Raw genomic sequence first — 23,896 nt, 5'->3', positions numbered from 1 at the left:
CGGCACGTCCGCGCCACCGGCTTCCCCACCGGCGGAACAGACACGCACGTGCTTCTACGAGCTTAGCGGGACCAGTGGGATTACTGCGACGGGTGTGAGAAATCGGTTTTCATCCCGGGTACCCGATCGTCATTCGTGCGACGCGCCCTGTTCCGCGGAACGTTGCTTGGAGGCGTGTAGCGCCTCGATGAAGCTCGACCGCAACGCGCCGCGCTCGAGCACCCGCAGCGCCGCCGCCGTCGTGCCTGCGGGCGAGGTGACCGCGGCCCGCAGATCGACCGCGCTCTGCCCGGTCTCGTCCAGCAGCGCGGCCGAGCCGATCATGGTCTGGACGACCAGCTGGCTGGCCACATCGCGGGTCAGCCCCAGGCTCACGCCCGCATCGATCATCGCCTCGACGACGAGGAAGAAATACGCCGGTCCCGAACCCGACACCGCGGTGACCGCGTCCATCTGGGCTTCGGGCACCGTCACCACCTGACCGACGGCTTCGAGCATCTCGCCGACGATCTCCAGCTGCTCGGCGTCGGTGTAGCGGCCGGCGGCGAGCACGCTCATGCCCTGCCCGACCAGCATCGGCGTGTTCGACATGACCCGGACCACGGCGAAGCCCGCGGGCAGCTTGGACTCCAGCCGCGCGGTGGTGACGCCGGCGGCCAGCGAGACGAGCACCTGCTCCCGGCCGGTGTCCAGGTCGGCCTTGGACAAGTCGGTGAGCACCGAGTCGACATCGCCCGGCTTGACCGCGACGACGACGATGTCGGCCCCGACGACCGCGTCGGCGACCGATCCGGTCACCCGGATCTTGAACCGCTCGGCGAGCTGGGCCGCCCGCGCGGCGACCGGCTCGACGACGACCAGTTCCTTGGTCGCCCTGCCGGATTCCAGCAATCCGGCGACCAGCGCCTCACCGATCCGCCCGCCACCGACCACCGCAATTCTCGTCATACAGACAAGGTTAGTGGTGCGGTGTCCCTCAGCGCGCCGCCGGGATCAACGCCAATTGGCGGCTCTGGGCGACGACGGCGCCGGTGGAGTCGATGACCAGCTGGTCCTCGTCGAACATGCGCTCACCGACCTCACGGGCGGTCGCGATGACCCGCAGCCAGCCCGGGGCGGGGATGCGGCGCAGGTAGGTGGTCATCTGCACGGTCGGCGACCAGCCGAAGTGGCCGAGGTTCATCGGCACCGGCGGGCTCATGTCGGCGGCCATCATGGCGAAGGCGGCGCGCACGCGCGGGTCGGCCTCGTCGCCGTCGAGCGGCCGGATCCACAGCCGAGCCCGGGGCGGGCCGGTCTCGCCGCGGGCGAAGTCGGCCCAGGTCGCGTCTAGAAAGACCCGCGACACCTCGCCGACGTGCACGATCTTGCCCATCGGCGAATCGGGGGTGTACTCGAGCGCGCCTGCGTCCGGCTCGGCGGGCATGTCGGTGCCGGTGTCGCTGAAGCGGGTGCCGTCGGTGTCGAGGTGGCCGAAGGTGAAGGCGGTGCGCACCAGCGTGCGCCCGTCCTGGATCAGCTCCGCGTCGGCGAGGCAGATCTGGCGGCCCTTCTTGCGGATGTGGACCGCGTACTCGACCTCGCCGGGCTCGGGGGCGCCGAGGAAGTCGGAGCTGGCCGCGATGGGCGCCATCTGCGCGAGCGCGGGGTCGGCCTCGGTGAGCCAGCGGGTGGCCGCGGCGGCGCTGGCGGCGACCATGGTGCCGCCGTGCACCTTGGGACCGATGGTCCAGGTGGGCGCGATGATGCCGACGTAGCGCCCGGTGTCGGCATCGGTGGTGGGGAGCTCGGTCAGGTCGACCACCTGACCGAACGGCGCGTCGGTCGCGAGTTCTCGCGTCATCGTCACTCCTGGTCGCTGTGCAACGGCAATTCGTACAGCGTACAAGCAGGCAACGGCGACCACCATGGCGCGGCGGTGTGATGTGTCAGGAGCGGTCGGCGTGGGTCGCGCCGGTGAGATGCCTGCGCGCGAAATCGAGGGTGCGCCCGAGCAGCGCCGAGCGCTCGGCGGTGGTCCGCGCGGTCTGGGTGTTGATCTCGGCCACCGCGTGCCCGGTGAAACCGGTGTGCACCAGGTACTCGCACAGCTGCGCGCACGGCTGGGTGCCCTCGCCGGGGACCAGGTGCTCGTCGTGCGCGGCGCCGCGACCGTCGGCCAGGTGCAGATGCACCAGACCCTCGCCCATCCGCCGCGCCAGTTCCAGCGCGTCGGCGCCCGCGGTCGCGGTGTGCGACAGATCGAGGGTGTAGTGCTCGAAGCCGATGTCGGTGGGATCGAACGACGGACTGAACGCGCTCACCGCCCTGCCCGGTCCCGATCGGCGTTCCAGCCTGCGCACCGCGCCCTCACGGAACAGGGTGTCGGCCCGCATCGGGAACATGTTCTCGACCGCGACCTTCACCGGATAGCTCGCCTCGAGCTCACCGACCTGGTCGGCGAAGCCCTTGGCGTAGCGGCGCTGCCAGCGAAACGGCGGATGCACCACCACGGTGTCGGCGCCGAGCGCCTGCGCGGTACGCACGCTGCGTTCCAGCTTGGCCACCGGGTCGGCGCCCCAAACCCGCTGGGAGATCAGCAGACACGGCGCGTGCACGGCGAGCACCGGAACGCCGTAGCGCTTGACGTAGGACTGCACGGTCGCGATGTCCTGGCTGGCCGGCTCGGCCCACACCATCAATTCCACACCGTCGTAACCCAATTCGGCCGCGTAGCGGAACGCCGCCTGCGTGTTCTCCGGATACACCGATGCCGTCGACAGCCCGATTCCGATGTCCGCCCGCGCGTTCCCCACAGCCCACTCCCTGCTTCAGCTGGTACTGAGGAGAAAGGCTAGCGGTCCCAGCGTCACGAAGACGCCTACGACGACGGCGATCACAGTGCTGAAGATGTCGTCGGTGCGGCGCAGCACCCGGACCAGGGCGACGAGTCCGAGGATCACGACCATCGCGAGGGCGAGCGCCACCCACGGCAGCGTCTCCCACATCGTCTCGAAACCCTTGAACAGCAACATGCCCGCGACCGCAGCGCCGACGCTCTGCCCGGCGAGGATCAGCCACTGACGGCGGTTGGCGTCGTCGGTGGCGCTGCGCGCGGAGCGGGCACCGGCCCGGCCGGCCGCCATCCGGCCTGCCGCCACCCGGCTCGCACCGACCCGGCTCGCGGCCATCCGGCTCGCGGCCCGCGACTTGGCCCTGCGCGCCACCTTGGACGCGGCGGCCTTGGTCGCGGCCCGCCTGCTCGCCCTGGTCGGCTTCGGCTCGGGCTCGTAGTCGTCGTAGTCGTCCTCGTCGTCGTACTCGCCGTCGTCGTAGTCGGCGTCGGAATAGTCGTTGTCGGCGTAGTCGCGGTCGACGTAGTCGGACTCGGCGTAGTCGTCGGTGTCGGGGTCGGCGCCCGGCTGCTCGGCGCCGACACGATAGACCTCGGTGCGCGCGTCGGCGTCGTCGGCGCGCTGCCGCAGCAGGTCACCGGCCACCGACTGACCGGCGATCAGGGGTTGTTCCTGGCTGACCGGCGACCACGCGGCCGTGGCGAAACCACCGCTGTCGGGTGCGGATCCCTCGGCGTCGGGGCGATGCCTGCGCGCCGACCACGACGGCAGTCCGCCCTTCTTCTCTGCGTCGGGTGCGGAGCGTCGGCGATCCAGCGACGGGCGCTGATCGGCCTCGGGAGCCTGCGGCCAGCCGGTCCCCCGCGCCTGCGGTGCGTCCGGAGCCGGCTTGAAGGCCTGGGTGGCGTCGTCCTGGCGCCTGCCGAGCGCCGCATCGACATCGGCGAAACCGCCGAAGCCAGGGACCGAATCCGGACGTGGCCCGAAGGCGGGTCCCGCATCGGGGTAGCCACCGAAGCCCGGTGCCTCAGCACCCGGATAGCCGTTGAACGGTGGCGCGTCCTGGCGGCCGTTGAAGCCACGCGGAGCCTCATAAGGTTCGTAACCGGCAGGCGTATAACCGGACGGCTCCACGACAGGCGCGGCGGCGGCTTCCTCCGCGGCCTCGGCGGCCCGCCTGCGCGCGGCGCGGCCACCGGTGACCGGGGGCGCCTGCGGCGGCTCGGGAACCTCTTCCGGATCGGGCTTACGACGACGGCCACCAGCGGCTCCCGGCACCGCGGGCAGCGCGCCGGAGCCGAACATCTCGGCGATGCCGGGATCGACAGGCTGCGCCGAGCCGGGCGCGCCGAGCCTGCCGGGACCACGCCCGGTGGCACGTGTCGAGGTGTCGCGCGCCTCCGCCCGGAACGGACCGAACGGATCGGACGACGGACGCGGCCCCGCCACGCCGAGCGGATCGTTCGGGTCGGGAGCGGAGAACCCCGAGTGGGGGTCGAAGCGGGTGATCGGCCCTGACATCGGCGAGAACGCCGGCTCGGCCGGGCCCGGCGGCGGATACGGCGCGGGCTCATAACTCGCGGGCGGTGCGTAGCTCGCGGGTGGTTCGTAACTCGCCGGTTCCGGCGCAGGCTGGTAGGTCGGGGCGGCCGGTTCGGGCGCGGGCGCGGCGTGCGAGTTCGGCTTGACGGCCGCGTTCTCCCCGGTCAGATCGTTGACCGAGAGCCCACGCCCGCTGCGTCTGCGGCGGCCACCGCCACCCGACGGCGCCGAGGCGCCCTGCGCGGCATTGCGCGCGAGTAGTTCGGCGACGGATAGCTGTTTCGAATCCTCACCACTCATGCCGACTCCGCTCTCGCCGCCGGTTCGGCCGGCGGCAGGATGACCGGCCCTCCATTGGGCTCGCTGTCCAGTTTGCGCAGGATCAGGCCTTCGCGCAGCGCCCATGGGCAGATCTCGATGCTGTCGAGCGACAACGCCCGCATACTCGCCTCCGCGACCAGTGCGCCGGCCACCAACTGCTGGGACCGGTCCGAACTCACACCTTCCAGCTCGGCGCGGTCGGCCGCGGTCATCCGGGAGATGAACGCGATCAGCTGGCGCAAACCGGAGCTGGTCAGTGTACGGCGCACCCGTGGACCGGCGGCCGAGGGTGCCGCACCGGTCAGCCTGGCCAGCGAACGGAACGTCTTCGAGGTGCCGACGGCCAGGTCCGGCTTGCCCGGTTCGATGAGGGTCTTGCTCGGCGCGACCAGCTCCGCGTCGAGCCAGTCACGCAGGACCGCGATCTTGCGCTTGCCCGGTGGATCGTCGCGCAGCCACTCCCTGGTGAGCCTGCCGGCGCCGAGTTGCAGCGACAGCGCGACGTCGGGTTCCTCGTCGCCGCCGTTGGACATCTCCAGCGAACCGCCGCCGATGTCGAGATTGATGATGCGGCCCGCGCTCCAGCCGAACCAGCGGCGCACCGCGAGGAACGTCAGCCTCGCCTCGTCGTCGCCGGAGAGCACCTCCAGATCGACACCGGTCAGGGCGCGCACCCGGGCCAGCACTTCCTCGGAATTGGTCGCCTCACGCAGCGCCGAGGTCGCGAACGGCATCAGCTCGACGCACTTGGAATTGCGGGCCAGATCGGCGAACTCGGCGATGGTCGCGACCAGCCGCGCCTCGCCCGCCTCGGTGATCCGCCCGTCGCCGTCCATGTTCTCCGACAGCCGTAACGCCGACTTCGACGAGCTCATCGGCATCGGGTGTCCACCACGATGCGCGTCCACCACGAGCAGGTGAACGGTATTGCTTCCGACATCGAGAACACCAAGCCGCACAGGAATACGGTACTTGGTGATCCCGTCCTACAGGTCAGGCGACTGAACTGTTAGCGTCATAAGTTGTGACCGAAGGTGCATCTGGTTCCGCGGAGACCGGGCTCCGACCTGGGCGAAAGATCAATCCGAGCCCCGAGGTCGAGCTCGACTTCCCGCGCGAATGGATCGAGTTCACCGACCCAGCAAACGACGAGCACCAGATCGTCGCCGACCTGACCTGGCTGCTGTCGCGCTGGTCGTGTGTATTCGGCACACCGGCCTGTCAGGGGATCATCGCCGACCGCCCCGACGACGGGTGTTGCTCGCACGGCGCATTCCTCGCCGACAAGGACGACCGCAAGCGCCTGGCGAGTGCTGTGAAGATGCTCACACCCGAGGACTGGCAGCTGATGGGCGAGGCCACCGAGAAGGGCAAGGTGGTCAAGAAGGGTTACCTCGAACTCGACGAGCTCGAGGACGAACCCGCCCTGCGCACCCGCCGCTTCGACGGCGCCTGCATCTTCCTCAACCGCCCCGGTTTCGCCGCGGGCCCCGGCTGCGCGCTGCACATCATGGCGGTGCGCAAGGGCATCGAACCGCTCGAGGTGAAGCCCGACGTCTGCTGGCAGCTGCCGATTCGCCGCACCCAGGACTGGGTGGAGCGCCCCGACGGCGAGCAGATCCTGCGCACCGTGGTCACCGAATACGACCGCCGCGGCTGGGGCCCCGGCGGCCTCGACCTGGATTGGTACTGCACCGGCTCCCCCGACGCGCACGTCGGCGCCAAGCCGGTGTGGCAGTCCTACGGCCCGGAACTGCGCGAACTGCTCGGCGCGCCCGCCTACGAGGAACTGGCTCGGCTCTGCCGCAGGCGCGAGGGTCTCGGCCTGATCGCGGTGCATCCGGCGACGGTCGAAGCCGAGCGAATGCGAACCGAGGATCACATTTCGGATCAGTCGGCGTGAGGTCCTCGTAACCGCCCGGTTCACCTTCCCGCCATGCGTCCTTCATCGACATGGGGTTGGATCGCTGTTCATGTCGAAGAAAGCGCTTTCCCTGGCGACCCTCGTGATCGGCGCCACCCTCTCCATGACCGGCCTGGCCGCTGCCGCGCCGAACGGTGATCCGGCCGCGTACGCCGACTTCACCTCGAGCTTCGTGAACTTCAACGACCCGGCCGCGGTCGACGCCGCCAAAAACGGCAAGTTCATCATCATCAGCGCGACGGGCACCACGACCACCATCGCCTGCCGCGGCAACGCCGTCGACGTCCCGATCTACGACTGCATGCAGGAAGACGCCTTCGGCTGGCTCCCGCTCAAGAAGATCGACACCCCCATCGGAGTAGCCTGGAGCGCGCTCTGAGCTCGAGGCACCTACACGAAAGAACCCGGCACCACTTCCGCAGTGATGCCGGGTTCTGTCAGTTTTACGCCTCTAACTTGTAGCCCAGGCCGCGCACGGTGACCAGGTGCTCCGGCTTGGCCGGGTCGGCCTCGATCTTGGAGCGCAGGCGCTTGACGTGCACGTCCAGGGTCTTGGTGTCACCGACGTAGTCGGCGCCCCAGACGCGGTCGATCAGCTGGCCGCGGGTGAGTACCCGGCCGGAGTTGCGCAGCAGGTACTCGAGCAGGTCGAACTCCTTGAGCGGCAGGGTGACCTGCCCGCCGTTGACATGCACCGTGTGCCGGTCCACATCCATCCGCACCGGACCGGCCTCGAGCACGCCGTTCTCGCTGCCGGAGTCCAGCTCGTCGCCCGCGCCACGACGCAGCACGGCGCGGATGCGGGCGATCAGCTCACGCGCCGAGTACGGCTTGGTGACGTAGTCGTCGGCGCCCAGTTCCAGGCCGACGACCTTGTCGATCTCGCTGTCGCGCGCCGTCACCATGATCACCGGCACACCGCTGCGGGTGCGCAGTTGCTTGCAGACATCGGTGCCGCTCATGCCGGGCAGCATGAGGTCGAGCAACACGATGTCGGCGCCGGAGCGATCGAATTCGGCCAGCGCGGATGGACCGTCGCCGACGACGGTGACGTCGAAGCCCTCCTTGCGCAGCAGGAACGCCAGCGGATCGGCCAGCGACTCCTCGTCTTCGACGATCAACACACTCGTCATCTGCGTGCCTCCACACCGTTCGTTCGTCCAGCAGGGGTGCGCTGGACGATGGTTTCTCTCGTGGCGAGCTCCGGCGTCGGCTCCGCGTCCTCGTCCCCATCGGTTTCCAGATGGGCGGGGATGCGCAGCGTGAACGTCGAGCCGGTGCCCAGTTTGCTCCACAGGGTGATCTCACCGTTGTGGTTGGCCGCCACGTGTTTGACGATGGCCAGGCCGAGCCCGGTGCCGCCGGTCGACCTCGAGCGGGCCTTGTCGGAGCGGAAGAACCGCTCGAACACCCGCTCCTGGTCTTCCTTGGCGATGCCGATGCCGCGGTCGGTGACGGCCATCGCGACGTGATCGCCGCGCAACGACCGGCTCACCGACACGTGCGAACCCTGCGGCGAGTACGCGATGGCGTTCTCGACCAGGTTCGACAGCGCGGTGACCAGCAGTGTCTCGTCGCCGAGCACTTCCAGCCCGCTCGGCCGGTCGGTGCTGACGGTGATGCCCGCGGCCTCGGCGGCGGTGCGCGACCGGTCGACGGCCTGCTGCACCACGGTGTCGACGTCGACGACGGCCAGGTCGGGCAGCTTCTCGGCGCCCTGCAGCCGCGACAGCGCGATCAGCTCGGTCACCATCTTGCCGAGGCGCCGCGATTCGGCCAGTACGCGCGAGCCGAAGTGGCGCACCGCGTCGGGATCGTCGGCGGATTCCAGCATGGCCTCGGCCAGCAGGCTCATCGCGCCGACGGGCGTCTTGAGCTCGTGGCTGACATTGGCGACGAAATCGCGCCTCGTCGCTTCCATGCGCGCCTGCTCGGAGTCGTCGTCGGCGAACAGCACGACGAAGCTGGTCTCCTCGCGTGACAGCTTGCGGGCGACGCCGCGCACGGCGATCCGGCCACGGCCGGGCAGCGGGTTCTTGGCGGTGAGGTCGTATTCGGCGGACTCCCCGGTGTCGAGCACCTTCTCCACCGCGGCCCACGCGCGTTCGTCGAGCAGCCGGTTGCGGACCAGGCCGAGTTCCTCGGCGCGCGGGTTCACCAGCACCACGTCGCGGTATTCGTCGACGACGGCGATGCCGCTCTCGGAGGCGAGCACGATCAGGTCGAGCACCTGCGACATCGTCAGCCCGGTGTCTTCCTGGGTGCGGGCGGCCTGCCTGGCGTTGACATACGGGATCAGCAGGCCCCCGACTGCCAGCCCGACGACAGCCGCGAGGACTGCCAACAGCACGGCCTGCGGAACACTCACGCTTTGATCGTACGAGTGCCGACCGACGTAGCGGTGGCGGGTCGTCGAAGTTTCGCGCAGGTCACAGGCCCTTGGCGTGGTGTTCTCGTGCCGTTCACCCGGCGGGCACCTGGAGCGTCGCCGGGCGTGTCAGTCCGGCGGTTCGCCGTACATCGCCCGGGTCACCGCGGCACCGTGCCGGTCGACCCATGCGCCGAGCGCATAAATCGGCTGAAGCAGATCGCGGCCCGCCTCGGTGAGTTCGTATTCGACGCGCGGCGGCGCTTCGGCGTAGCGCTGCCTGCGTACGAGCGTCATCTGCTCCATCCGCCGCAACGTCTGGGTGAGCATCTTCTGGCTGATCCCCCCGACAGCGGTACGCAGCTCACTGTGACGAAGCGGACCATCGCGCAGCATGTACACGATCACGGGCAGCCAGGAATTCCCGAACAGATCGACACCCATCCTGGCTGGACAGTCGGCCTCGAAGTCCCCGTAGGGCGGGTACTCCGTCGGTTCGGCCGGTACGGCGGTCATGCGAACCAGCCTGCCACCGTCGATAGGCACCCGCGGGTGCCTATCGGGATTCCTAGCGTCGGTGTGGTCGTAGCCGCTGGGCGCGACATCACCGGAACACAGGAGTTGTCATGCGAATTGGGATCATCGGCGCGGGGGCGATGGCTGCCGCGCTGGGCGGTGGATGGGCCGCGGCCGGTCACGAGGTGGTCATCGGCGCCCGCTCGGCGGAAGCCGCGCGCGAACTCGCGGCCCGGATCACTTCGACGCTGGGCGATACGTCACCTGGGCGAAGCACGCGCATCTCGGAAATCACCGAGATCCCGCGTACTGCGGAATCCGAGCAGGCGTCACTGATCGCGGTACACGCCGCCGGTATCGGCGCGGCGATCGCGGGTGCCGACATCGTGCTGATGGCGGTGCCGGTGAGCGCGCTCGCCGAATTGCTCGACGAACACGGCAGTGCGCTGGCCGGGAAGGTCGTCATCGACTGCACGAATGCTTTCCTGCCCGACGAGGCCGCACCCGAGGGCGTCACCGCCTTCGTCCTGAGCGAGGACGCGGTAGCCGAACGGATCGCGGCGGGCGCACCGAAAGCCCACGTGGTCAAGGCTTTCAACCTGCTCGCCGCCGAGGTGTGGGCGGGTGCGGACCGGATCTTCGACGGTGTGCGCCTGGCCGTCCCGATCTGTGGCGACAACCACGAGGCTGTCGAGACGGTTGCCGTTCTCACCGAAGATCTTGCACTGCAACCATTCCCAGCTGGCGGCCTGCACCAGGCCCGATATCTGGAAGCCACTTCGGTCTTCACCGTCGGCCTCTGGTTCAGCGGCGCCGACGCCCGCGCCATGCTGCCCCCACTGTCGGCCGCGTTCGCAGTGGCCGACGCCTGATAAACCACGTGCCTTGCCTCGCCGCTCTTGCGGCGGGCAAGGCAGGAGCCTCAGCCGAAGAGCTCGCTCGCGCGCGTAGCGGTCAAGGCCTGCACCAGCCAGGTGTTGAGCTGAGCGAGGTCGGTGGTCTCGGCCAGTCGCGCCCTATGGGCAGCCGAGAGCTCGATGCCCCTTCCAGTGAGCACCGTCAACACCGACCGCGCCGCCTGTTCAGCCCGCCCTTGCTCGAGGCCCTGCTCGAGACCCTGCTCGCGCCCTTGCTCACGCAGCCGCTGAGCCGATTCCGAACGGAAGAACGACAGATCAGTAGCCATTTGGTCCCTCCAAAGCTGGGCGGCGTCGGTATGTGAAATTCCCTGTTCGACGAGTTCGGCATAGAACGCGGTCTCATCGTCGTATCCCCGCCTGCGGAACGCCACGATGATCGCCTCCAGTATCGCACCGATCTCCGGCTCCCGGGCATGCGTGATCGCGGAAAGTGCGGCCAGAGGCAGGTCGTCGAGAACCTCGGCGGGATCGGTGATCGCGGGCACATTGTGCGGGCCCAGGACCAACGGCTGCAAAGTGAAGCTGGTCCAGCGCCGATACGTGACTGTCATCGGCTTACTCGCCCAGGTGGCGGTCTGCTTGTCATGGCATACGACCACCAACACGACCGGTAGCTCGTACTTGTTGTGCAGGAAGGTGACGTAGTACGACCACGCCGCGATCCTCGTGACATCGCAGCTCGATTGCGCCTCTACGACGAGCAGGAACGTATCTTCCACGGTCGTGATCCGCAGGACAGTGTCGGCCCGCCGTTCGACCGGAGCCGTCTCGGTGAGATCCACCGAAATCTGTTCCACAGCAATGGGATCGGGAAACGGGAGATCGAGAACGTGGAAGGCACGAGCGAACGCGACTGGATCATGGGTGAAGATCCCGTGCATCGCCTCATGCGACGAGCTGATCATGCGGGAAGACTATCAATATTCGAAACTTTGTTCGAATCAGACAAAACACCCTTTTCGCGGGCCGCGGAAGTCAGCACGATGGCTGGGTTCTGGGACAGAAGGTCAAGTGCGGCTTGATATCACGCACGGCGTCGGAGCAGCTCACGACGGCGCCGGACTCAATCCTCGCGCGCACCGGCTGTTGCGATGGCTTCGATCGCGTCGATCAGGCGTTGTTTGCCCGCAGGTTCGATGTGCAGATCCCGGTATCGCCGGTAGGTGAGATAGCGGCCGTCGTCTGCCACGTCGAGCCAGGTCAGATACCTTGCGGGTGTTGAGCGTTCGGCGTGCAACCTCACTCTGGCCTCGATGTGTCCGGAGGCGGTGCGGCGGATTTCGGCGAGGCGGTGCATGCGGGCGGCGACGGAATCGACTGGGCGCTGCCAGGATTCGAAGTGCGCGGCCAGCCGGTCGATGTCCTCGACGAGATGGCCCGCCTGCCCAGCCTGCAGCTCGCCGAGGAAGGAGGCGAAGGCGCGGGCCACCATCCCGGAACTGCCGGAGAACACTTCGACGCTGTTGTCGTCGTACTGCCGGATCACGACACCGCGCTCCCCGGACCGGGCACCGTAGGCGCGCAGCCGGGGTCCAGCGTCGTCGAATACCGCCAGCGCGGTGTCGGGCCTGGCCGCGTGCCGCAGCACCGCGGTCAGGTCCGGGTCGGCGCCGGTGGGCCAGCGCTGCGCTGCGTCCTGGGCGAGTGCCACGTACCGGTCTTCGGTGTCGGCGGCCGAATACACGGTGAGCGGGAAGGGGTACCGGTCGTCACCGGTTTCCGCCTGCCAGACGTAGGCGAATTCGTCGGCGGTGAAGGTCCAACTCACGATGCCCCCGCGCCGCCCTGGTCCTCCGCGAGGCGGGTCGCGGGTGCATCGGACCCGATGGCTCCGGGGACCGTGGGTTGTTCCGGCCCAAGGAGCTCAGGCTGAACTCCGCGAAGGTAGTCGGGCGCCTGATGTTCATCATCGTCGTCGCCTCTACCGCCGCGCGCGCCCGGCGCGCCCATCATGCCCGGCGAGCCCATGCCACGGGCCGATGCCGCACCCGCCGCACCGGAAAGGCCTGCGGCAGCGAGGTTTTGACCGGCACTGACGGGCGAACGCCCCGGGACGGAACCGCCCGGGCCGGGGGTGCCACCGCCGCCTGAGCCCGCGCCACCACCCGGCGACCCGCTCCCTGGCGATCCACCGGACGGGTTGGTGCCGGTGCCCGGCGTTGCCGCAGCGGGTGCCGTCGCGGCGGGATTGGTGCTCGTCGGGTCGGCGCTGTTCTGCGCCTGGGTGTCGTCGTCGCCGTCCCCGGTATCCGTACCCCCCGACGAGGTGTCGTCGTCGCCGTCGGTCGATTCCGGCTGCGCCGTGTCGTCGGTGGTTCCTGGATCGTCGGAAGTCCCTGCGTCGGTATTGTTTCCGGCACCACCACCGGTGGTGCCACCGTTGTTCGAACCACCGCCACCCGTGCCGGTTCCTGTGCCGGTGTCGCCGCCGGTGCCCGGCTGGGTGGGCGCCACGAAAGTCGGCACATTCTCACCGGCGGGACCATAGGTCGGCTTGTAGGTCAGATTCATCGCCGCGACCGCCTGGAGACGGCGGTCTTCCTTCTCCCGCTCGACAGTCGCCGCATCGCCGGGAACCACCAGTTCCGCCAGGGTCGCCGGCACCGAGGTACCGACGTCGACCGCTTCGGCCGAGTTGACCGGCGCGGGCACAGCCACTTTCACCGCCTCCGCACCATAAGCCGCAGCCTTTACCCGATGCCCGACCGCAGACAGAACGGTGTACACATCCGTCGCCTCGGTGACGAACCGCCGCCCGGCAGCTTCTCCCGCCGACGCGAACTCGCCCTGCAGGCTCGATGCCGCCCGCGCGGTCTGCATCATCAGCCCGGTCACCGCACCCGAGATCTCCGTGAACATCTCGACCCACTTGTCACCGAACTGCTGCATCACACCGGGCTGCATCTGCTGCACCGCGTTGTAGATATCCTGGTGCGAAAGACCTTCGAAGACTTCGAAATCAGCGATGTACTTCGGATCGGTACCCCCGTGGCTGAGCGACTCCTGCTGCTTCTCAGCACCCGTCTGCTGCTGACGGCCGTCAGCCGTCGGTGCGAGTGGTGGTAGTCCAAATGTCGTCGACAGAATGTCCGTCAGCGGTACTTGCGTCCCTCCCCCGTCCGCCATGGTCAGTTCTCCCTACCGATGGATTTCTCGACTACCGAAGCGATTTCCATAATGTTGGCGCAGGGGTCGAGGTTCTGGCGTTGGCCCAGACTCAAGCTGTAGGTCCGCACAAAGACGACGCCAACCTGCGTCCGCAGGTGTACCTTGCACTCGTTCTCACCGCCCGGTTCACCGCGCACCAGCCCTGCTTGACGACCATTGACTGTCGTCGGCTCCAACCAGGGGCCGTTCTTCTGCAGGTTCTCTTCCCAGGTGATGTTGCCAGAGTCCAGACCCAGCGCCATTGCACTGTCCGGGGTACGGAAATCGCAGGTCAAGAATGTGTATTCGGCGACCAGGTCTGCCCCGCGCTTCCGCGACCCGGACCGGAAACCGACAGACTCGACATCGGCGTCACTAACCCATGTACACGGATCGAACACTACGTGCTGTCGCCCGGTCGACTGCGTGTACTTATTGTCCTGCGGAGGTGGCTGCAGCTTCGGATCGGTCAGCGTCGGACGCGCTGCCTGCGTCGACGTCGAACCAGCCGGAGTCCCCTGGACCGACGAATCAGGCACACCGGAGCCCGTCGACGAGCCACAGGCCGATGCAACCAAGGCGACGAGCACGCAGCCGGTAAATGTTCCTGCCTTCATGTCACACCTGCCCAGATATCGAGCTCAACGCACCTGCATTGAGCTGGTCCGCCTCGGCAAGGATTCCTGCGGCCTGCAGGTACCCGTCTGCCATGCCCCGCGCTGCCGCCCCCAACTGCTCCAGCACGTCTTTCGCTGCTGCCGCCTTGTCCGCGAAACCTTGCTGCAACTGCTCGGCAGAGACCAGTGACCCGAACCCATGAACAGCCTTCAGCCCGACTGCGTCGGCGGCCCACTCATCACACATCGCCGCGAACCGCAGATACGCCTGAGCCACTTCCCGAGCAGCATCCGGCTCCATCGTCAACTGCCCCGACGACGCCGCATTCCACAGCTGCGCCGCAGCATCCCCACCCACGCTCACCGAGGCCCCTCCCAATCGATGTCTCCAGGCAGTCTAGCGCCAAACACTACCCGCCTCACCCCAACAGCCGAGGCCGTAGCGACCTGCGGTGCCACGAGCGAGACACTGCAACTCGAGGCCTCCCCGGCCTCCACCGACAGACCGGGCCTCAGATTGGCAACCAAGTCGGCCACCATGGCGGAATATTTCCCGGCGGGCACATCGGAATCCGGGGAGACTGACCGGGATCATGCAACCAGAACATCATGAACCATAGAAGCCCGAGGGAGCCGATCAAGCAAACCAAGAATGTCAAAGCAACTCGGAGGGCTCCAGGCGTCCTACCCCGAAAGCGCCTACTGATCGCCAAGGTGGCGCCCCACCAAAGAGCGACCACGATAATATTTGGCACCAAGAGCAGGAGCAAGGTGATACCTTCACCAGCTCCAGCAACCCCGCAATCGCGCCACGATCGCTTGACAGCGCTATCAATCGCCCTGCCGGTAATCACACCTGCTACCAGGCTGATCACGACATATATCACGATGACGCGTGCGGTAGGCCGAACCGGCCGGCCGGTAGAGTTGGAACTATCCACCACCTGTTACCTCCGAGCAGTCCATCCAAATAAAGATCATTGAGTTACCCTGATTTGAGTAACTCCCTCACCTTCACCCATCGCTTGATCCATTTCTCGCATCGCTTGTTCAATTCCTTCATGAAGTTGCGACTGGGTGAGATCCTTGCCATATTTTTCGAATAATTCAGAACCGATTCGCATAGATATGTCATCACCTACATCGTTCGCACCAGTCGAACCACCCTGATTCGCAGCAAATATCAAGGTGTCTTCAGGAAACCCAGCAGCACGGCCGACATATCCGTAGTGAATATTGGAGTATATGTCATAATAGACCGCTCGATCCTGAGACGGGTCCTTGAAGTAGTAGTCGTCTTCAGCGGAGAGATTGAAACGCTCCGCCAACTGTGGCTTATGATCCCACTCGGCGCCCACCTCGACCTTTTCCTTGAAGGCAAGTAGCGCCGCTGCCGGATCGTTCGTGGATGGCGACGCGAATTCCCACCACGCAGCATCATTGAGTTTAGCCATACGGGCAACATCAACAGAACTTACATTCGTTTTCATCTCATCGAAAATGAATGACTCTGCCTCATTGAAGCGCCTCTCACTAGTAGAATAGTCATCCAAGTTCATTTGCGTATCCGCGAGTTGCTTCCACTTGTTGTACTCATTCTTCGCCGCGTCGATCGCCGTGTCGACCGACGCGCCGGTCACTGGATCCTCGCGCACGCCCATATACTGTAGTTGGATGAGTCGGTCGAGCTCCGCCTTGGCATCTTGCAGGCGTTGAGAAGTGGTCGGCGAAGCCGCCGATGCGCGGGAGTCGCCGTCACCGAACTGGTTGCCGCGGGTTCGAATCTCCTGCGCATTTGTAGTGATAGTGGAATTGAATTCTCCGATCGCGGCGAGGAGGCTGGCCACGGCCGCATTGATCGCGTCCTGATGAGCTTGCTGCTGCGTGGGAATCTCCTTGTAGCGGGGACTTTCATTGTCGACCGGCACTTCAAGGGTATCAATTTCGACCAGCCACTGGTCGCTGACCTTAAATGTGGCGGCAGTAGTTTTATCGGTTTCGGCATCGTCAACTTTGGTGCGCACAGTACTGCGTTCGCTGTCGAGCCGTGACGCCCCCGCATCGAGGGAATCAGCGAATTCGCTATTCTCGATGGCGAGTTTGCGACCTTCATCGACGTGTTCGGCAACACGATCTCCGGCGGCATCCTTGGCTTTCCCGGACCATTGGATATCGGCGAAGTGCGTGTTCATGCGATGAAGCTGCGCCTCGTAATAGGCACTGTCACCACGGATTTCGTTGGCCCACACGCGCAGTTTGTTGATGTCCCACTTGTCGAGTTCGGTGCGGGTCGGCATCAGCGACCATCTCCGGACGTATCGAACGTCAGCTCAGAAAGTTTCTGCTTGAACTGTTCGTCAGTCATCGCGTAGTTGTCTGCGCACGACGTGATAAGGGTGGACATTCCAGCCAAGCGCCACGCGACTCGTAGCCAGGCGCCTTCTATGTACTCCCCTGCTGTCGCGCACCGGGAACCGATGTCGCACCCGGGCAGTGCCGCACCGATCGCGTCTCCAGTTGTGCGGACATCGATCTCATCAATCTTGGTGCCCACGTCCTTGATCGTGGTCGAAAGTTGGCGCAGCTGTTCGATATCGGCGTCGAGCATGATGTAGGCCTCCCCCTGCGTTGTTCTATCTCGAACGGTAGTCGCTCTGCCGCGCCAGGTGCTAGCGCGGGCTTAGAGGAGGCATTTGGCTGGGCAGTCGACCTCAAAGTCCGCGGCGGGAGCCGCGGACTCACGGTCATTCGGCGATGGCCGGCCCTAGGCTGCGGCGCCGAGGCCGAGTGCTACCGCGACCGGCAGCAGGTACAGCAGGGGGAAGGCCACAGTCTTGTACGAGCGTGCCCGCAGGACGGTCACCACCGCACCCGCGAAGTACAGGATCAGGCCGATGGCAGCCGCGACGCCGATGGCGGGAATCCACAGGCCGACGATCAGCCCGATCGAGCCGGCGGCCTTGGCGAGGCCGAGCGGCGTCCACCAGGTCTGCGGCACACCGTATTCCACCAGCGGGTCGACCACGAACGCCGCGCGGCGCAGCAGCGAGAAGGCCGAGAAGCCGACCCAGAGTGCGGCGATGACGGTGACGATCACATAGGCGGTGTTCATGGTGAGCCTCCTTCGGCAGCCGCGCTTCTCGCGGCGTCTACCGAGGTGACGACACAGGCTTCCCGAGTGTGACATCGCGGCCTGTGACAACAGAACGGCCCCGCACCGTGGCAACGATGCGGGGCCGGTTCCGGTGATACGACTACTTGCCGCCCTGGCTGGCGACCGCGGCGGCGCCGGCAGCGGCGGCCTCCGGGTCGAGGTATTCGGCCGGCTTGACCGGGCGCAGGTTCTCGTCGAGCTCGTAGCGCAGCGGGATGCCGGTGGGGATGTTCAGGCTGGAGATGTCCTCGTCGGAGATGTTGTCGAGGTGCTTGACCAGCGCGCGCAGGGAGTTGCCGTGGGCGGCGACCAGGACGGTCTTGCCGGTGCGCAGCTCCTGGGAGATGGTGTTCTCCCAGTACGGGATCATCCGGGCGACGACGTCCTTGAGGCACTCGGTCTTGGGGACCTCGATGCCCGCGTAGCGCGGGTCGCCTTCCTGGCTGTACTCGTTGTCGTCGGCGATCGGCGGCGGCGGGGTGTCGTAGCTGCGACGCCACAGCATGAACTGGTCCTGGCCGTACTGCTCGCGGACCTGCTCCTTGTTCTTGCCCTGCAGGTCGCCGTAGTGGCGCTCGTTGAGGCGCCAGTCGCGGATGACCGGGATCCACAGCCGGTCGGCGGCGTCGAGCGCGTTGTTGGCGGTGCTGATCGCGCGACGCAGCAGCGAGGTGTAGACGATGTCGGGGAGAACGTCGTGCTCGGCGAGCAGCTCGCCTGCCCGCTTGCCCTCGGCGATGCCCTTGTCGGTCAGGTGCACATCCACCCAGCCGGTGAACAAGTTGAGGGCATTCCATTCGCTCTCGCCGTGGCGCAGTAGCACGAGGGTGTAGGTCATAGGGCCATTCTGGCATCAGGGCCTGGATCAGACCCACGCCACCTCGTCGAACCCGGTTTCGCACACCCCGTCAGAGCGCCGCCTCCACCGCGAGTACTCCCGCGCCGACGAGGGTCGCGCCGTCGGCCAGGGTCGACAGCTCCACCGTGAGCTCGCGCAGGAATTCCAGCCGCGCGTGCCGGGCGACGGCGGCCCGCAACGGTTCCCACAGCGGTGCGCCCGAGTGCGCGAAGCCGCCGCTGATCACCACGCGATTCACATCGAGCAGGGCGGCCGCGGAGGAGATCGCCTGTCCGAGTGCGGTTCCCGCACGTGCCATCGCGGCGGTCGCCACCGGGTCACCATGGTGCGCCGCCGCGGCGAGCTCGGCGCCGGTCTCGCCGGTCCACCCCTGCGCCCGCGCCCAGCGCACCGATGACATCCCACCGGCGACGGCCTCGACACACCCGAAGCCTCCGCAACTGCACGGCGTGTCGTCGCCCGGAACGACGATGTGCCCGATGTGCCCGCCATTGCCGGTGCGACCGGTCAGCACCCGCCCGTCGGCGATGATCCCGCCGCCGACCCCGGACGACACCGTCAGCGCCAGCCCGTTGTCCACCCCGCGCAGCCCGCCGACGCGATGTTCGGCCAGCACCAGGCACGCGCCGTCGATCGCGAACCGCACCGCCGCCCCGGGGAACAGCGCCCGCACGTGCGCGACGATCGCGAACCCGTCGCGCCACCGCGGCAGATTCAGCGGTCTGGTCACCCCGGCGGGCACGTCGACCGGGCCCGCCGAGCCGATGCCGACCGCGGTCACGGGTATGTCGCCCGCCACAGCGAGCAGGAGTTCGCGGCAGACCACCCACGGATCGTCGGCATCGGTCGCTGCCCGGCGCACCCCGCGCAACGTGTAGTCCGGATCGACAAGTCCCGCAGCGAATTTGGTCGCTCCGATGTCGAGTGCCAGTGCCGTCATCGCCCTCCTGTCCACCTGGTGTGTATCCACATCGCCGTCGCGGCACGACGAGGCGCTTCCCCGGCCGGTCGATGTGAAGGATCACAGCATGTGGCACGCGACACTTTGACTACTGGTCGGTACAAAAGAACCCAATTCGTTAGATACTTCAACGCGGGTCGGGTCTAGTCAGTTGGGCAGCACTACTCTGATGAAGGATAGCTGTGTCGAAAATCGTTGTACTGGTGTTGAGCCTGCTGTGCGTGGGCTTGCTCGCCGCGCCGGCTGGTGCGAACCCGTTGTATCCGACCCCGGATCCGGATCCGTTCTTCACGGCACCGAGTGACATCGGTGCGCTCGCGCCGGGCGATGTCGTGCGTACCCGGCGTATCGACACCATGCTCTACCCCGGTACCGAGGGCTGGCAGGTCGCCTTCCGCTCCACCAACTCGGCCGGCAACGCGATCATGGGCGTCACCACCGTGCTGATGCCGATCGGCGTGAAGAACCCGCCGCTGGTGTCCTACCAGGCGCTCATCAACTCGATCGGCACGCGCTGCAACCCGTCGCAGTCGCTGTTCAACGGTGAGCTACAGGACGCGCCGGGCGCGATGCTGCCGATCGGGCGCGGCTGGGCGGTCTCGGTGCCCGACTACCTCGGCCCCACCGTCGCCTACGGTGCGGCGAAGATGAGCGGCATGGTCACCCTGGACAGCGTGCGGGCCGTTCAGAAGGTCGCCGAGCTGGGCCTCGGCACCTCGCCGGTCGCGCTGGCCGGGTACTCCGGTGGCGGCATGGCGACCGCATGGGCCGGTGCGCTGCAGCCGACCTACGCGCCGGAGCTGAAGCTCGCGGCCGTGGTCGCCGGTGGTATCCCCGCCGACCTCGAATTGATGGCCGACGCCCTCGGTTTCGCGCCGCACCCCGGCTTCGGCCTGGCCTTCGCGGCCGCCATGGGTATCGAGCGCGAGTACCCGGAGCAGGTGCCGGTCTCGGATTCGCTCAACGAGCAAGGCCTGTGGTTCCGCGAATTCACCAAGGACGCGTGCCGCCGCTTCCTGCTCTTCCACGGCATCTTCCGCAACGCCGAGCAGATGGCCGCCTCCAAGGACCTGATGTCCAGCCAGGTCGCCCGCGGCGTCCTGCGGGAGAACAGCCTCGTCCACTTCACCGGGGCGCCCACCGCGCCCACCTACATCTGGCAGGGCAAATACGACACCCTCACCCCGTACGGTCCGGTGGCCGAGTCGGTCGCCCACTTCTGTGCCAAGGGCGCGCCGATCCAGCTCGCCACGATCGAGATCTCCGAGCACATGACGGCGGCCGCCGCCGGCTTCGTCGACGCCTGGAACTACGTCGAGTCCCGCTTCCGCAACGAACCGGTCCCGACGAACTGCTGAGATGACACCGGTGCTGGGCGACCCTCGCCCAGCACCGGTTCAGACCTGGTCGGACTCGTCGATGAGGTGTTCGAAGGCGCGGAGGTTCTTGAGGGATTCGCCGCGGGCGACGCGCCATTTCCATTCCTTGCGGATGGATTCGGCGAAGCCGAGTTCGAGCAGCATGTTGAAGTCGGTGTCGACGGCTTCGAGGATCTGGCCGAAGACGCGGTCGAGTTCGTCGGGGGTGACCGACTCGGCGGACATACGGCCGACGAGGTAGATGTCGCCGACGTTGTCGAGGGTGTAGGACACGCCGAAGAGGCGGCGGTTGCGGCGCAGCAGGTATTTGTAGACGCCTTCGAAGTTCTCGTCGGGCTTGCGGCAGACGAACGATTCGATGCGAACGCCGTGCTTGCCGACGGTCAGCATCACCGTGGTCTTGAGCTTGCGTTCGCCGGGCAGGACGACGATGAAGGTGTCGTCGCTGTGGCGGGTGTATTCGATCTCGCGATCACGCAGCGTCTCGTCGATCACCTGCGATACGGCGCTCACCTGCGTACTCCCGTCCGGCGCCGCCACAGCGCCCGCGATCTGGCCTGGCTGGTCTCGCCCGCGTGCAGGGCGATCGGGCCGCGTTCGGCGCGGAATCCGGCCATCGCGGCAGCGTAACTGTCGAGCAGGCCATCGGCGGTGTGCGCCCAGGAGAACCGGCTCGCGTGGTCGACGGCGGTGGCGCTCATCCGCGCCAGCCGGTCGGGGTCGTCGAGCAGGGCGGCGAGGGCGTCGGCCCAGTCGGGGGTGCGGTGCCCCGGCACCAGCAGGCCGGATTCGCGGTGCCGGACCGCGGTGCCGAGTCCGCCCACGTCGGCGGCGAGCACCGGGGTCCCGCTGGCCTGCGCCTCGATGGCGACCAGCCCGAAGGATTCGTTGTAGCTGGGCACGGCGACGACGTCGGCCGCGCGATACACCTGGACGAGCCGGTCGGCGGGCTGCGGCGGCAGGAAGGTGACCCGGTCGGTGATGCCGAGGTCGGCGGCCAGCTCGATGAGCGCGTCGGGCCGGGCCAGGCCGCTGCCGGACGGTCCGCCGACGATCAGCACCCGCAGCTTGCGGCGGGGATCGCGGTGGATCAGGTCCGCGGCGGCGCGCACCAGCACGTCGGGCGCCTTGAGCGGCTGGATGCGGCCGACGAAGGCGACGACCTGCTCGTCGGGGCGGAGGCCGAGTTCGGCGCGGGCAGCGAGCTTGTCGCCCGGACGGTAGCGGGACAGGTCGGCGCCGGGCGGCACCACATCGATGCGATCGAGCGAGGCGCCGTACAGGTCGACGAGCTGACGGGCTTCGTCCCCGGTATTGCCGACGAGCCGATCCGCCTCGGCGATCACCTGCTTCTCCCCGATCACCCTGGTCTCGGGTTCGGGGGCGTCGCCCTCGGCGAGCGCGGCGTTCTTGACCGCGGCCAGCGTGTGCGCGGTGTGCACCAGCGGCACCCGCCAGCGGTCGCGGGCCAGCCAGCCGACCTGGCCGGAGAGCCAGTAGTGCGAGTGCACGAGGTCATAGTGGCCGGGCAGGTGACGCGCCTCCTGGCGCAGCACCTCGGCGGTGAACGGACACAGCTGGGTGGGCAGCTCGTTCTTGTCCAGGCCCTCGAACGGTCCGGCGACGACGTGGCGGACCAGCACGCCCGGCCCCGCCTCGGCCACCGGCGGCAGATCCGACGACGTCGCCCTGGTGAAGATCTCCACCTCGGTGCCGCGTTTGGCGAGCTCGAGCGCGGTTTGCAGCACGTAGACGTTCATGCCGCCCGCGTCGCCGGTTCCGGGCTGCGCCAGCGGTGACGTATGCACCGACAGCACCGCGATGCGGTGGGGCAAGAGATCCGGACGACGCTGACTCACACCCTCCAGTGTGCACGCCGCGACGCCGCCACCGACATCCCTACCGGGATCGGTGACGGTCGTCACAGGGTATTCGTGAGTGAGTTCACGCGGTAATCGATACCGAGACTGCCCGATCGGCGCCGCCACCGCGAGCGGTTTTTCGCCGTCACGTTCTCCGCGCCAGCGCCGCCTCGAAGACCGGCCACGACTTGTGCAGGTCCTGCTCCCAGTAGCCCCACGAGTGGGTGCCGTTGGGCCGCAGATCCACGGTCGCGGGGATGCCGAGCGACTGGAGCCGGTCCCGCAGCTGCTGGGTACACAGGTTGGTGACGGCTTCCAGCGTGGCGCCGAAGATCAGCTGGAGCGGGTCGGCCTGGGCGGCGATCGTGTCGGACGGGCCGGGAACCCCGGTGCCGGAGGAGATGTAGACGTCGGTGCCGCGCAACGCTTCCGCGTGCAGGTAGGGGTCGTTGGCCGACCACTCGGGATCGGTGGGCGGGCCCCACATATTGGCCGCATTGCCGAGCCTGCTGCCGACCACCGTGCGCACGATCGCCTGTCCCCTGGCATCGCTGGTGCGCACGCAGCCGCTGTAGGACCCGATGGCCTGGTACAGCCCCGGTGCGGCGAGCGCGAGCTGGAACACCGAGGTCCCCGCCATCGACAGTCCCGCGATGGCGTTGGCGCCGGTGCCGCCGAACTCGGCGTCGATCACCGGCGGCAGTTCCTTGGTGAGGAAGGTGGTCCAGCGCGGCTTGCCGAGCACGGGATCGTCGGCCCGCCAGTCGGCGAAGTAGCTGCCCGCCCCGCCGAACGGGATCACCACATTGACCTGCTTGTCCTTGAAGAACTCGACCACATCGGTGCGATCGAGCCAGTTGCCGTCGCTGCCGCCGCCGACTCCGTTGAGCAGATACAGCGTCGGCGCCGGCTTTTCCGGGTCGGCGGCGCGCAGCACGCGCACCCGGGTGACGGTGTCCATCGCCGGCGAGTACACACCGACATCGATCGTGTGATCGGGCTCCGTTCGCTGATCCTCGATCCGCGCCTGCTCGGCCCCCACCGCGGGCGACGCCATCCCCACGCCGACCAGCACGGCCAGCACCACCACAACGATCCGAGCGCCCACTGCCCGACCAAACATCATCGAACTCCGATCTCGACGCCGAACCCTTCTGCCGCGATCAAACGGCATTCCCGAACGCTACACATGGATTCGGGAAAACATTGTGACGATTACCAGAAGATTTTCCACCGTCCTGTGCGAACAAACTTCGTAGTTCTAGATCACAATCACAGTCGTATCACATCAGCGTACGCGACGAGCAGATCAGCTGGTCAGAGAAGCAGGGGAAGGGGCCTTTACCTGCACGAAAGCCGACCTCAGCTACCCTCGATTACCCGGAGTCGCACGCTCATGACGAACACCAAACGGTCGGAATTGCGAACGCTTCGACGCTGAAATAGCCCGCAGATAATGCGGTCGAACAGCGCTCGAGCCACCCCGAAGATC

24 protein-coding genes and 1 pseudogene are annotated in these 23,896 nt (G+C 67.3%); 4 read left to right on the top strand and 21 right to left on the bottom strand.

Annotation, left to right across the window (positions count from 1 at the left end; all coding sequences use genetic code 11):
- Positions 1-129: 129 nt before the first annotated feature.
- From proC to ACWF9G_RS05745, 5 genes and pseudogenes are all read right to left on the bottom strand, one after another.
- Complete coding sequence (proC, locus tag ACWF9G_RS05765) at positions 130-948, bottom strand: pyrroline-5-carboxylate reductase (protein WP_452513932.1); 819 nt, start codon at positions 946-948, stop codon at positions 130-132.
- Between the two features lie 28 nt (positions 949-976).
- Positions 977-1,843 (bottom strand): thioesterase family protein, encoded by an 867-nt coding sequence (locus ACWF9G_RS05760; protein ID WP_452513930.1) that lies wholly within the window; start codon positions 1,841-1,843, stop codon positions 977-979.
- An 85-nt stretch (positions 1,844-1,928) separates the two neighbouring features.
- Positions 1,929-2,795, bottom strand: a complete 867-nt coding sequence (locus ACWF9G_RS05755; RefSeq protein ID WP_452513928.1) for a sugar phosphate isomerase/epimerase family protein — start codon at positions 2,793-2,795, stop codon at positions 1,929-1,931.
- A 15-nt stretch (positions 2,796-2,810) separates the two neighbouring features.
- Positions 2,811-3,059 (bottom strand): annotated as a pseudogene (locus tag ACWF9G_RS05750) (hypothetical protein); the annotation flags it as partial.
- A 1,613-nt stretch (positions 3,060-4,672) separates the two neighbouring features.
- Positions 4,673-5,656 (bottom strand): Ppx/GppA phosphatase family protein, encoded by a 984-nt coding sequence (locus tag ACWF9G_RS05745; RefSeq protein WP_379308988.1) that lies wholly within the window; start codon positions 5,654-5,656, stop codon positions 4,673-4,675.
- Positions 5,657-5,721: 65 nt separating this feature from the next.
- Here ACWF9G_RS05745 and ACWF9G_RS05740 point away from each other — a divergent pair, with 65 nt between their 5' ends.
- Positions 5,722-6,600, top strand: coding sequence for a hypothetical protein (locus ACWF9G_RS05740; RefSeq protein WP_379308989.1), 879 nt, complete (start codon positions 5,722-5,724; stop codon positions 6,598-6,600).
- A gap of 70 nt (positions 6,601-6,670) precedes the next feature.
- Positions 6,671-7,000 carry a hypothetical protein gene (locus ACWF9G_RS05735; RefSeq protein ID WP_452513927.1) on the top strand — a complete coding sequence of 110 codons (330 nt, stop codon included), beginning with the start codon at positions 6,671-6,673 and terminating at the stop codon, positions 6,998-7,000.
- 64 nt (positions 7,001-7,064) lie between these two features.
- Here the strand turns inward: ACWF9G_RS05735 and ACWF9G_RS05730 are convergent, their stop codons facing one another.
- From ACWF9G_RS05730 to ACWF9G_RS05720, 3 genes are all read right to left on the bottom strand, one after another.
- Positions 7,065-7,754 carry a response regulator transcription factor gene (locus tag ACWF9G_RS05730; RefSeq protein WP_019049472.1) on the bottom strand — a complete coding sequence of 230 codons (690 nt, stop codon included), beginning with the start codon at positions 7,752-7,754 and terminating at the stop codon, positions 7,065-7,067.
- Entirely contained in the window at positions 7,751-8,989 is a 1,239-nt protein-coding gene (locus tag ACWF9G_RS05725; protein ID WP_452513926.1) for a sensor histidine kinase, read from the bottom strand. Before ACWF9G_RS05725 ends, ACWF9G_RS05730 begins: the two co-directional genes overlap by 4 nt.
- A 129-nt stretch (positions 8,990-9,118) precedes the next feature.
- Positions 9,119-9,505: a winged helix-turn-helix transcriptional regulator gene (locus ACWF9G_RS05720; RefSeq protein ID WP_452513924.1), complete on the bottom strand. Its 387-nt coding sequence runs from the start codon at positions 9,503-9,505 to the stop codon at positions 9,119-9,121.
- Positions 9,506-9,615: 110 nt separating this feature from the next.
- Here ACWF9G_RS05720 and ACWF9G_RS05715 point away from each other — a divergent pair, with 110 nt between their 5' ends.
- Complete coding sequence (locus ACWF9G_RS05715) at positions 9,616-10,377, top strand: NADPH-dependent F420 reductase (RefSeq protein ID WP_452513922.1); 762 nt, start codon at positions 9,616-9,618, stop codon at positions 10,375-10,377.
- 50 nt (positions 10,378-10,427) lie between these two features.
- Here ACWF9G_RS05715 and ACWF9G_RS05710 read toward each other — a convergent pair whose 3' ends face one another.
- The 10 genes from ACWF9G_RS05710 to ACWF9G_RS05665 form a co-directional block, all read right to left on the bottom strand.
- The gene (locus ACWF9G_RS05710; RefSeq protein ID WP_452513920.1) at positions 10,428-11,330 is read right to left on the bottom strand and encodes a hypothetical protein; all 903 of its coding nucleotides are present in this window, start codon (positions 11,328-11,330) and stop codon (positions 10,428-10,430) included.
- A gap of 158 nt (positions 11,331-11,488) precedes the next feature.
- A complete protein-coding gene (locus tag ACWF9G_RS05705) occupies positions 11,489-12,193 on the bottom strand; it encodes a hypothetical protein (RefSeq protein ID WP_452513918.1) in 705 nt (234 codons plus the stop codon).
- On the bottom strand, positions 12,190-13,551 hold the full coding sequence (locus ACWF9G_RS05700) for a hypothetical protein (protein ID WP_452513916.1): 1,362 nt from the start codon (positions 13,549-13,551) through the stop codon (positions 12,190-12,192). Before ACWF9G_RS05700 ends, ACWF9G_RS05705 begins: the two co-directional genes overlap by 4 nt.
- A 2-nt stretch (positions 13,552-13,553) precedes the next feature.
- The gene (locus tag ACWF9G_RS05695) at positions 13,554-14,189 is read right to left on the bottom strand and encodes a DUF3558 domain-containing protein (protein WP_452513914.1); all 636 of its coding nucleotides are present in this window, start codon (positions 14,187-14,189) and stop codon (positions 13,554-13,556) included.
- A 1-nt stretch (position 14,190) separates the two neighbouring features.
- Complete coding sequence (locus tag ACWF9G_RS05690) at positions 14,191-14,553, bottom strand: hypothetical protein (protein ID WP_452513912.1); 363 nt, start codon at positions 14,551-14,553, stop codon at positions 14,191-14,193.
- 613 nt (positions 14,554-15,166) lie between these two features.
- Positions 15,167-16,486 (bottom strand): polymorphic toxin type 44 domain-containing protein, encoded by a 1,320-nt coding sequence (locus tag ACWF9G_RS05685; protein WP_452513910.1) that lies wholly within the window; start codon positions 16,484-16,486, stop codon positions 15,167-15,169.
- Positions 16,486-16,797: a hypothetical protein gene (locus tag ACWF9G_RS05680; protein WP_452513908.1), complete on the bottom strand. Its 312-nt coding sequence runs from the start codon at positions 16,795-16,797 to the stop codon at positions 16,486-16,488. Before ACWF9G_RS05680 ends, ACWF9G_RS05685 begins: the two co-directional genes overlap by 1 nt.
- Before the next feature lie 156 nt (positions 16,798-16,953).
- Positions 16,954-17,301 carry a DoxX family protein gene (locus tag ACWF9G_RS05675; protein WP_452513907.1) on the bottom strand — a complete coding sequence of 116 codons (348 nt, stop codon included), beginning with the start codon at positions 17,299-17,301 and terminating at the stop codon, positions 16,954-16,956.
- 142 nt (positions 17,302-17,443) lie between these two features.
- The gene (locus tag ACWF9G_RS05670; protein ID WP_379029073.1) at positions 17,444-18,181 is read right to left on the bottom strand and encodes a phosphoglyceromutase; all 738 of its coding nucleotides are present in this window, start codon (positions 18,179-18,181) and stop codon (positions 17,444-17,446) included.
- Positions 18,182-18,251: 70 nt separating this feature from the next.
- Positions 18,252-19,142, bottom strand: a complete 891-nt coding sequence (locus ACWF9G_RS05665) for an ROK family protein (protein WP_452513905.1) — start codon at positions 19,140-19,142, stop codon at positions 18,252-18,254.
- A 203-nt stretch (positions 19,143-19,345) separates the two neighbouring features.
- Between ACWF9G_RS05665 and ACWF9G_RS05660 the strand changes: the two genes are divergently transcribed.
- Entirely contained in the window at positions 19,346-20,521 is a 1,176-nt protein-coding gene (locus ACWF9G_RS05660) for a lipase family protein (protein WP_379310220.1), read from the top strand.
- Between the two features lie 39 nt (positions 20,522-20,560).
- Here the strand turns inward: ACWF9G_RS05660 and ACWF9G_RS05655 are convergent, their stop codons facing one another.
- The 3 genes from ACWF9G_RS05655 to ACWF9G_RS05645 all read right to left on the bottom strand — a co-directional run bounded on the left by ACWF9G_RS05655 (position 20,561) and on the right by ACWF9G_RS05645 (position 23,527).
- The gene (locus tag ACWF9G_RS05655) at positions 20,561-21,055 is read right to left on the bottom strand and encodes a type III secretion system chaperone family protein (RefSeq protein ID WP_189025463.1); all 495 of its coding nucleotides are present in this window, start codon (positions 21,053-21,055) and stop codon (positions 20,561-20,563) included.
- The gene (gene mshA / locus ACWF9G_RS05650) at positions 21,052-22,410 is read right to left on the bottom strand and encodes a D-inositol-3-phosphate glycosyltransferase (protein ID WP_379310238.1); all 1,359 of its coding nucleotides are present in this window, start codon (positions 22,408-22,410) and stop codon (positions 21,052-21,054) included. Before mshA ends, ACWF9G_RS05655 begins: the two co-directional genes overlap by 4 nt.
- A 139-nt stretch (positions 22,411-22,549) precedes the next feature.
- Entirely contained in the window at positions 22,550-23,527 is a 978-nt protein-coding gene (locus ACWF9G_RS05645; protein WP_379310239.1) for an alpha/beta hydrolase, read from the bottom strand.
- Positions 23,528-23,896 lie beyond the last annotated feature (369 nt).

The sequence above is a fragment of the Nocardia sp. NPDC055029 genome, assembly GCF_053608525.1.
This window is presented reverse-complemented; position numbering and strand designations above follow the sequence as displayed.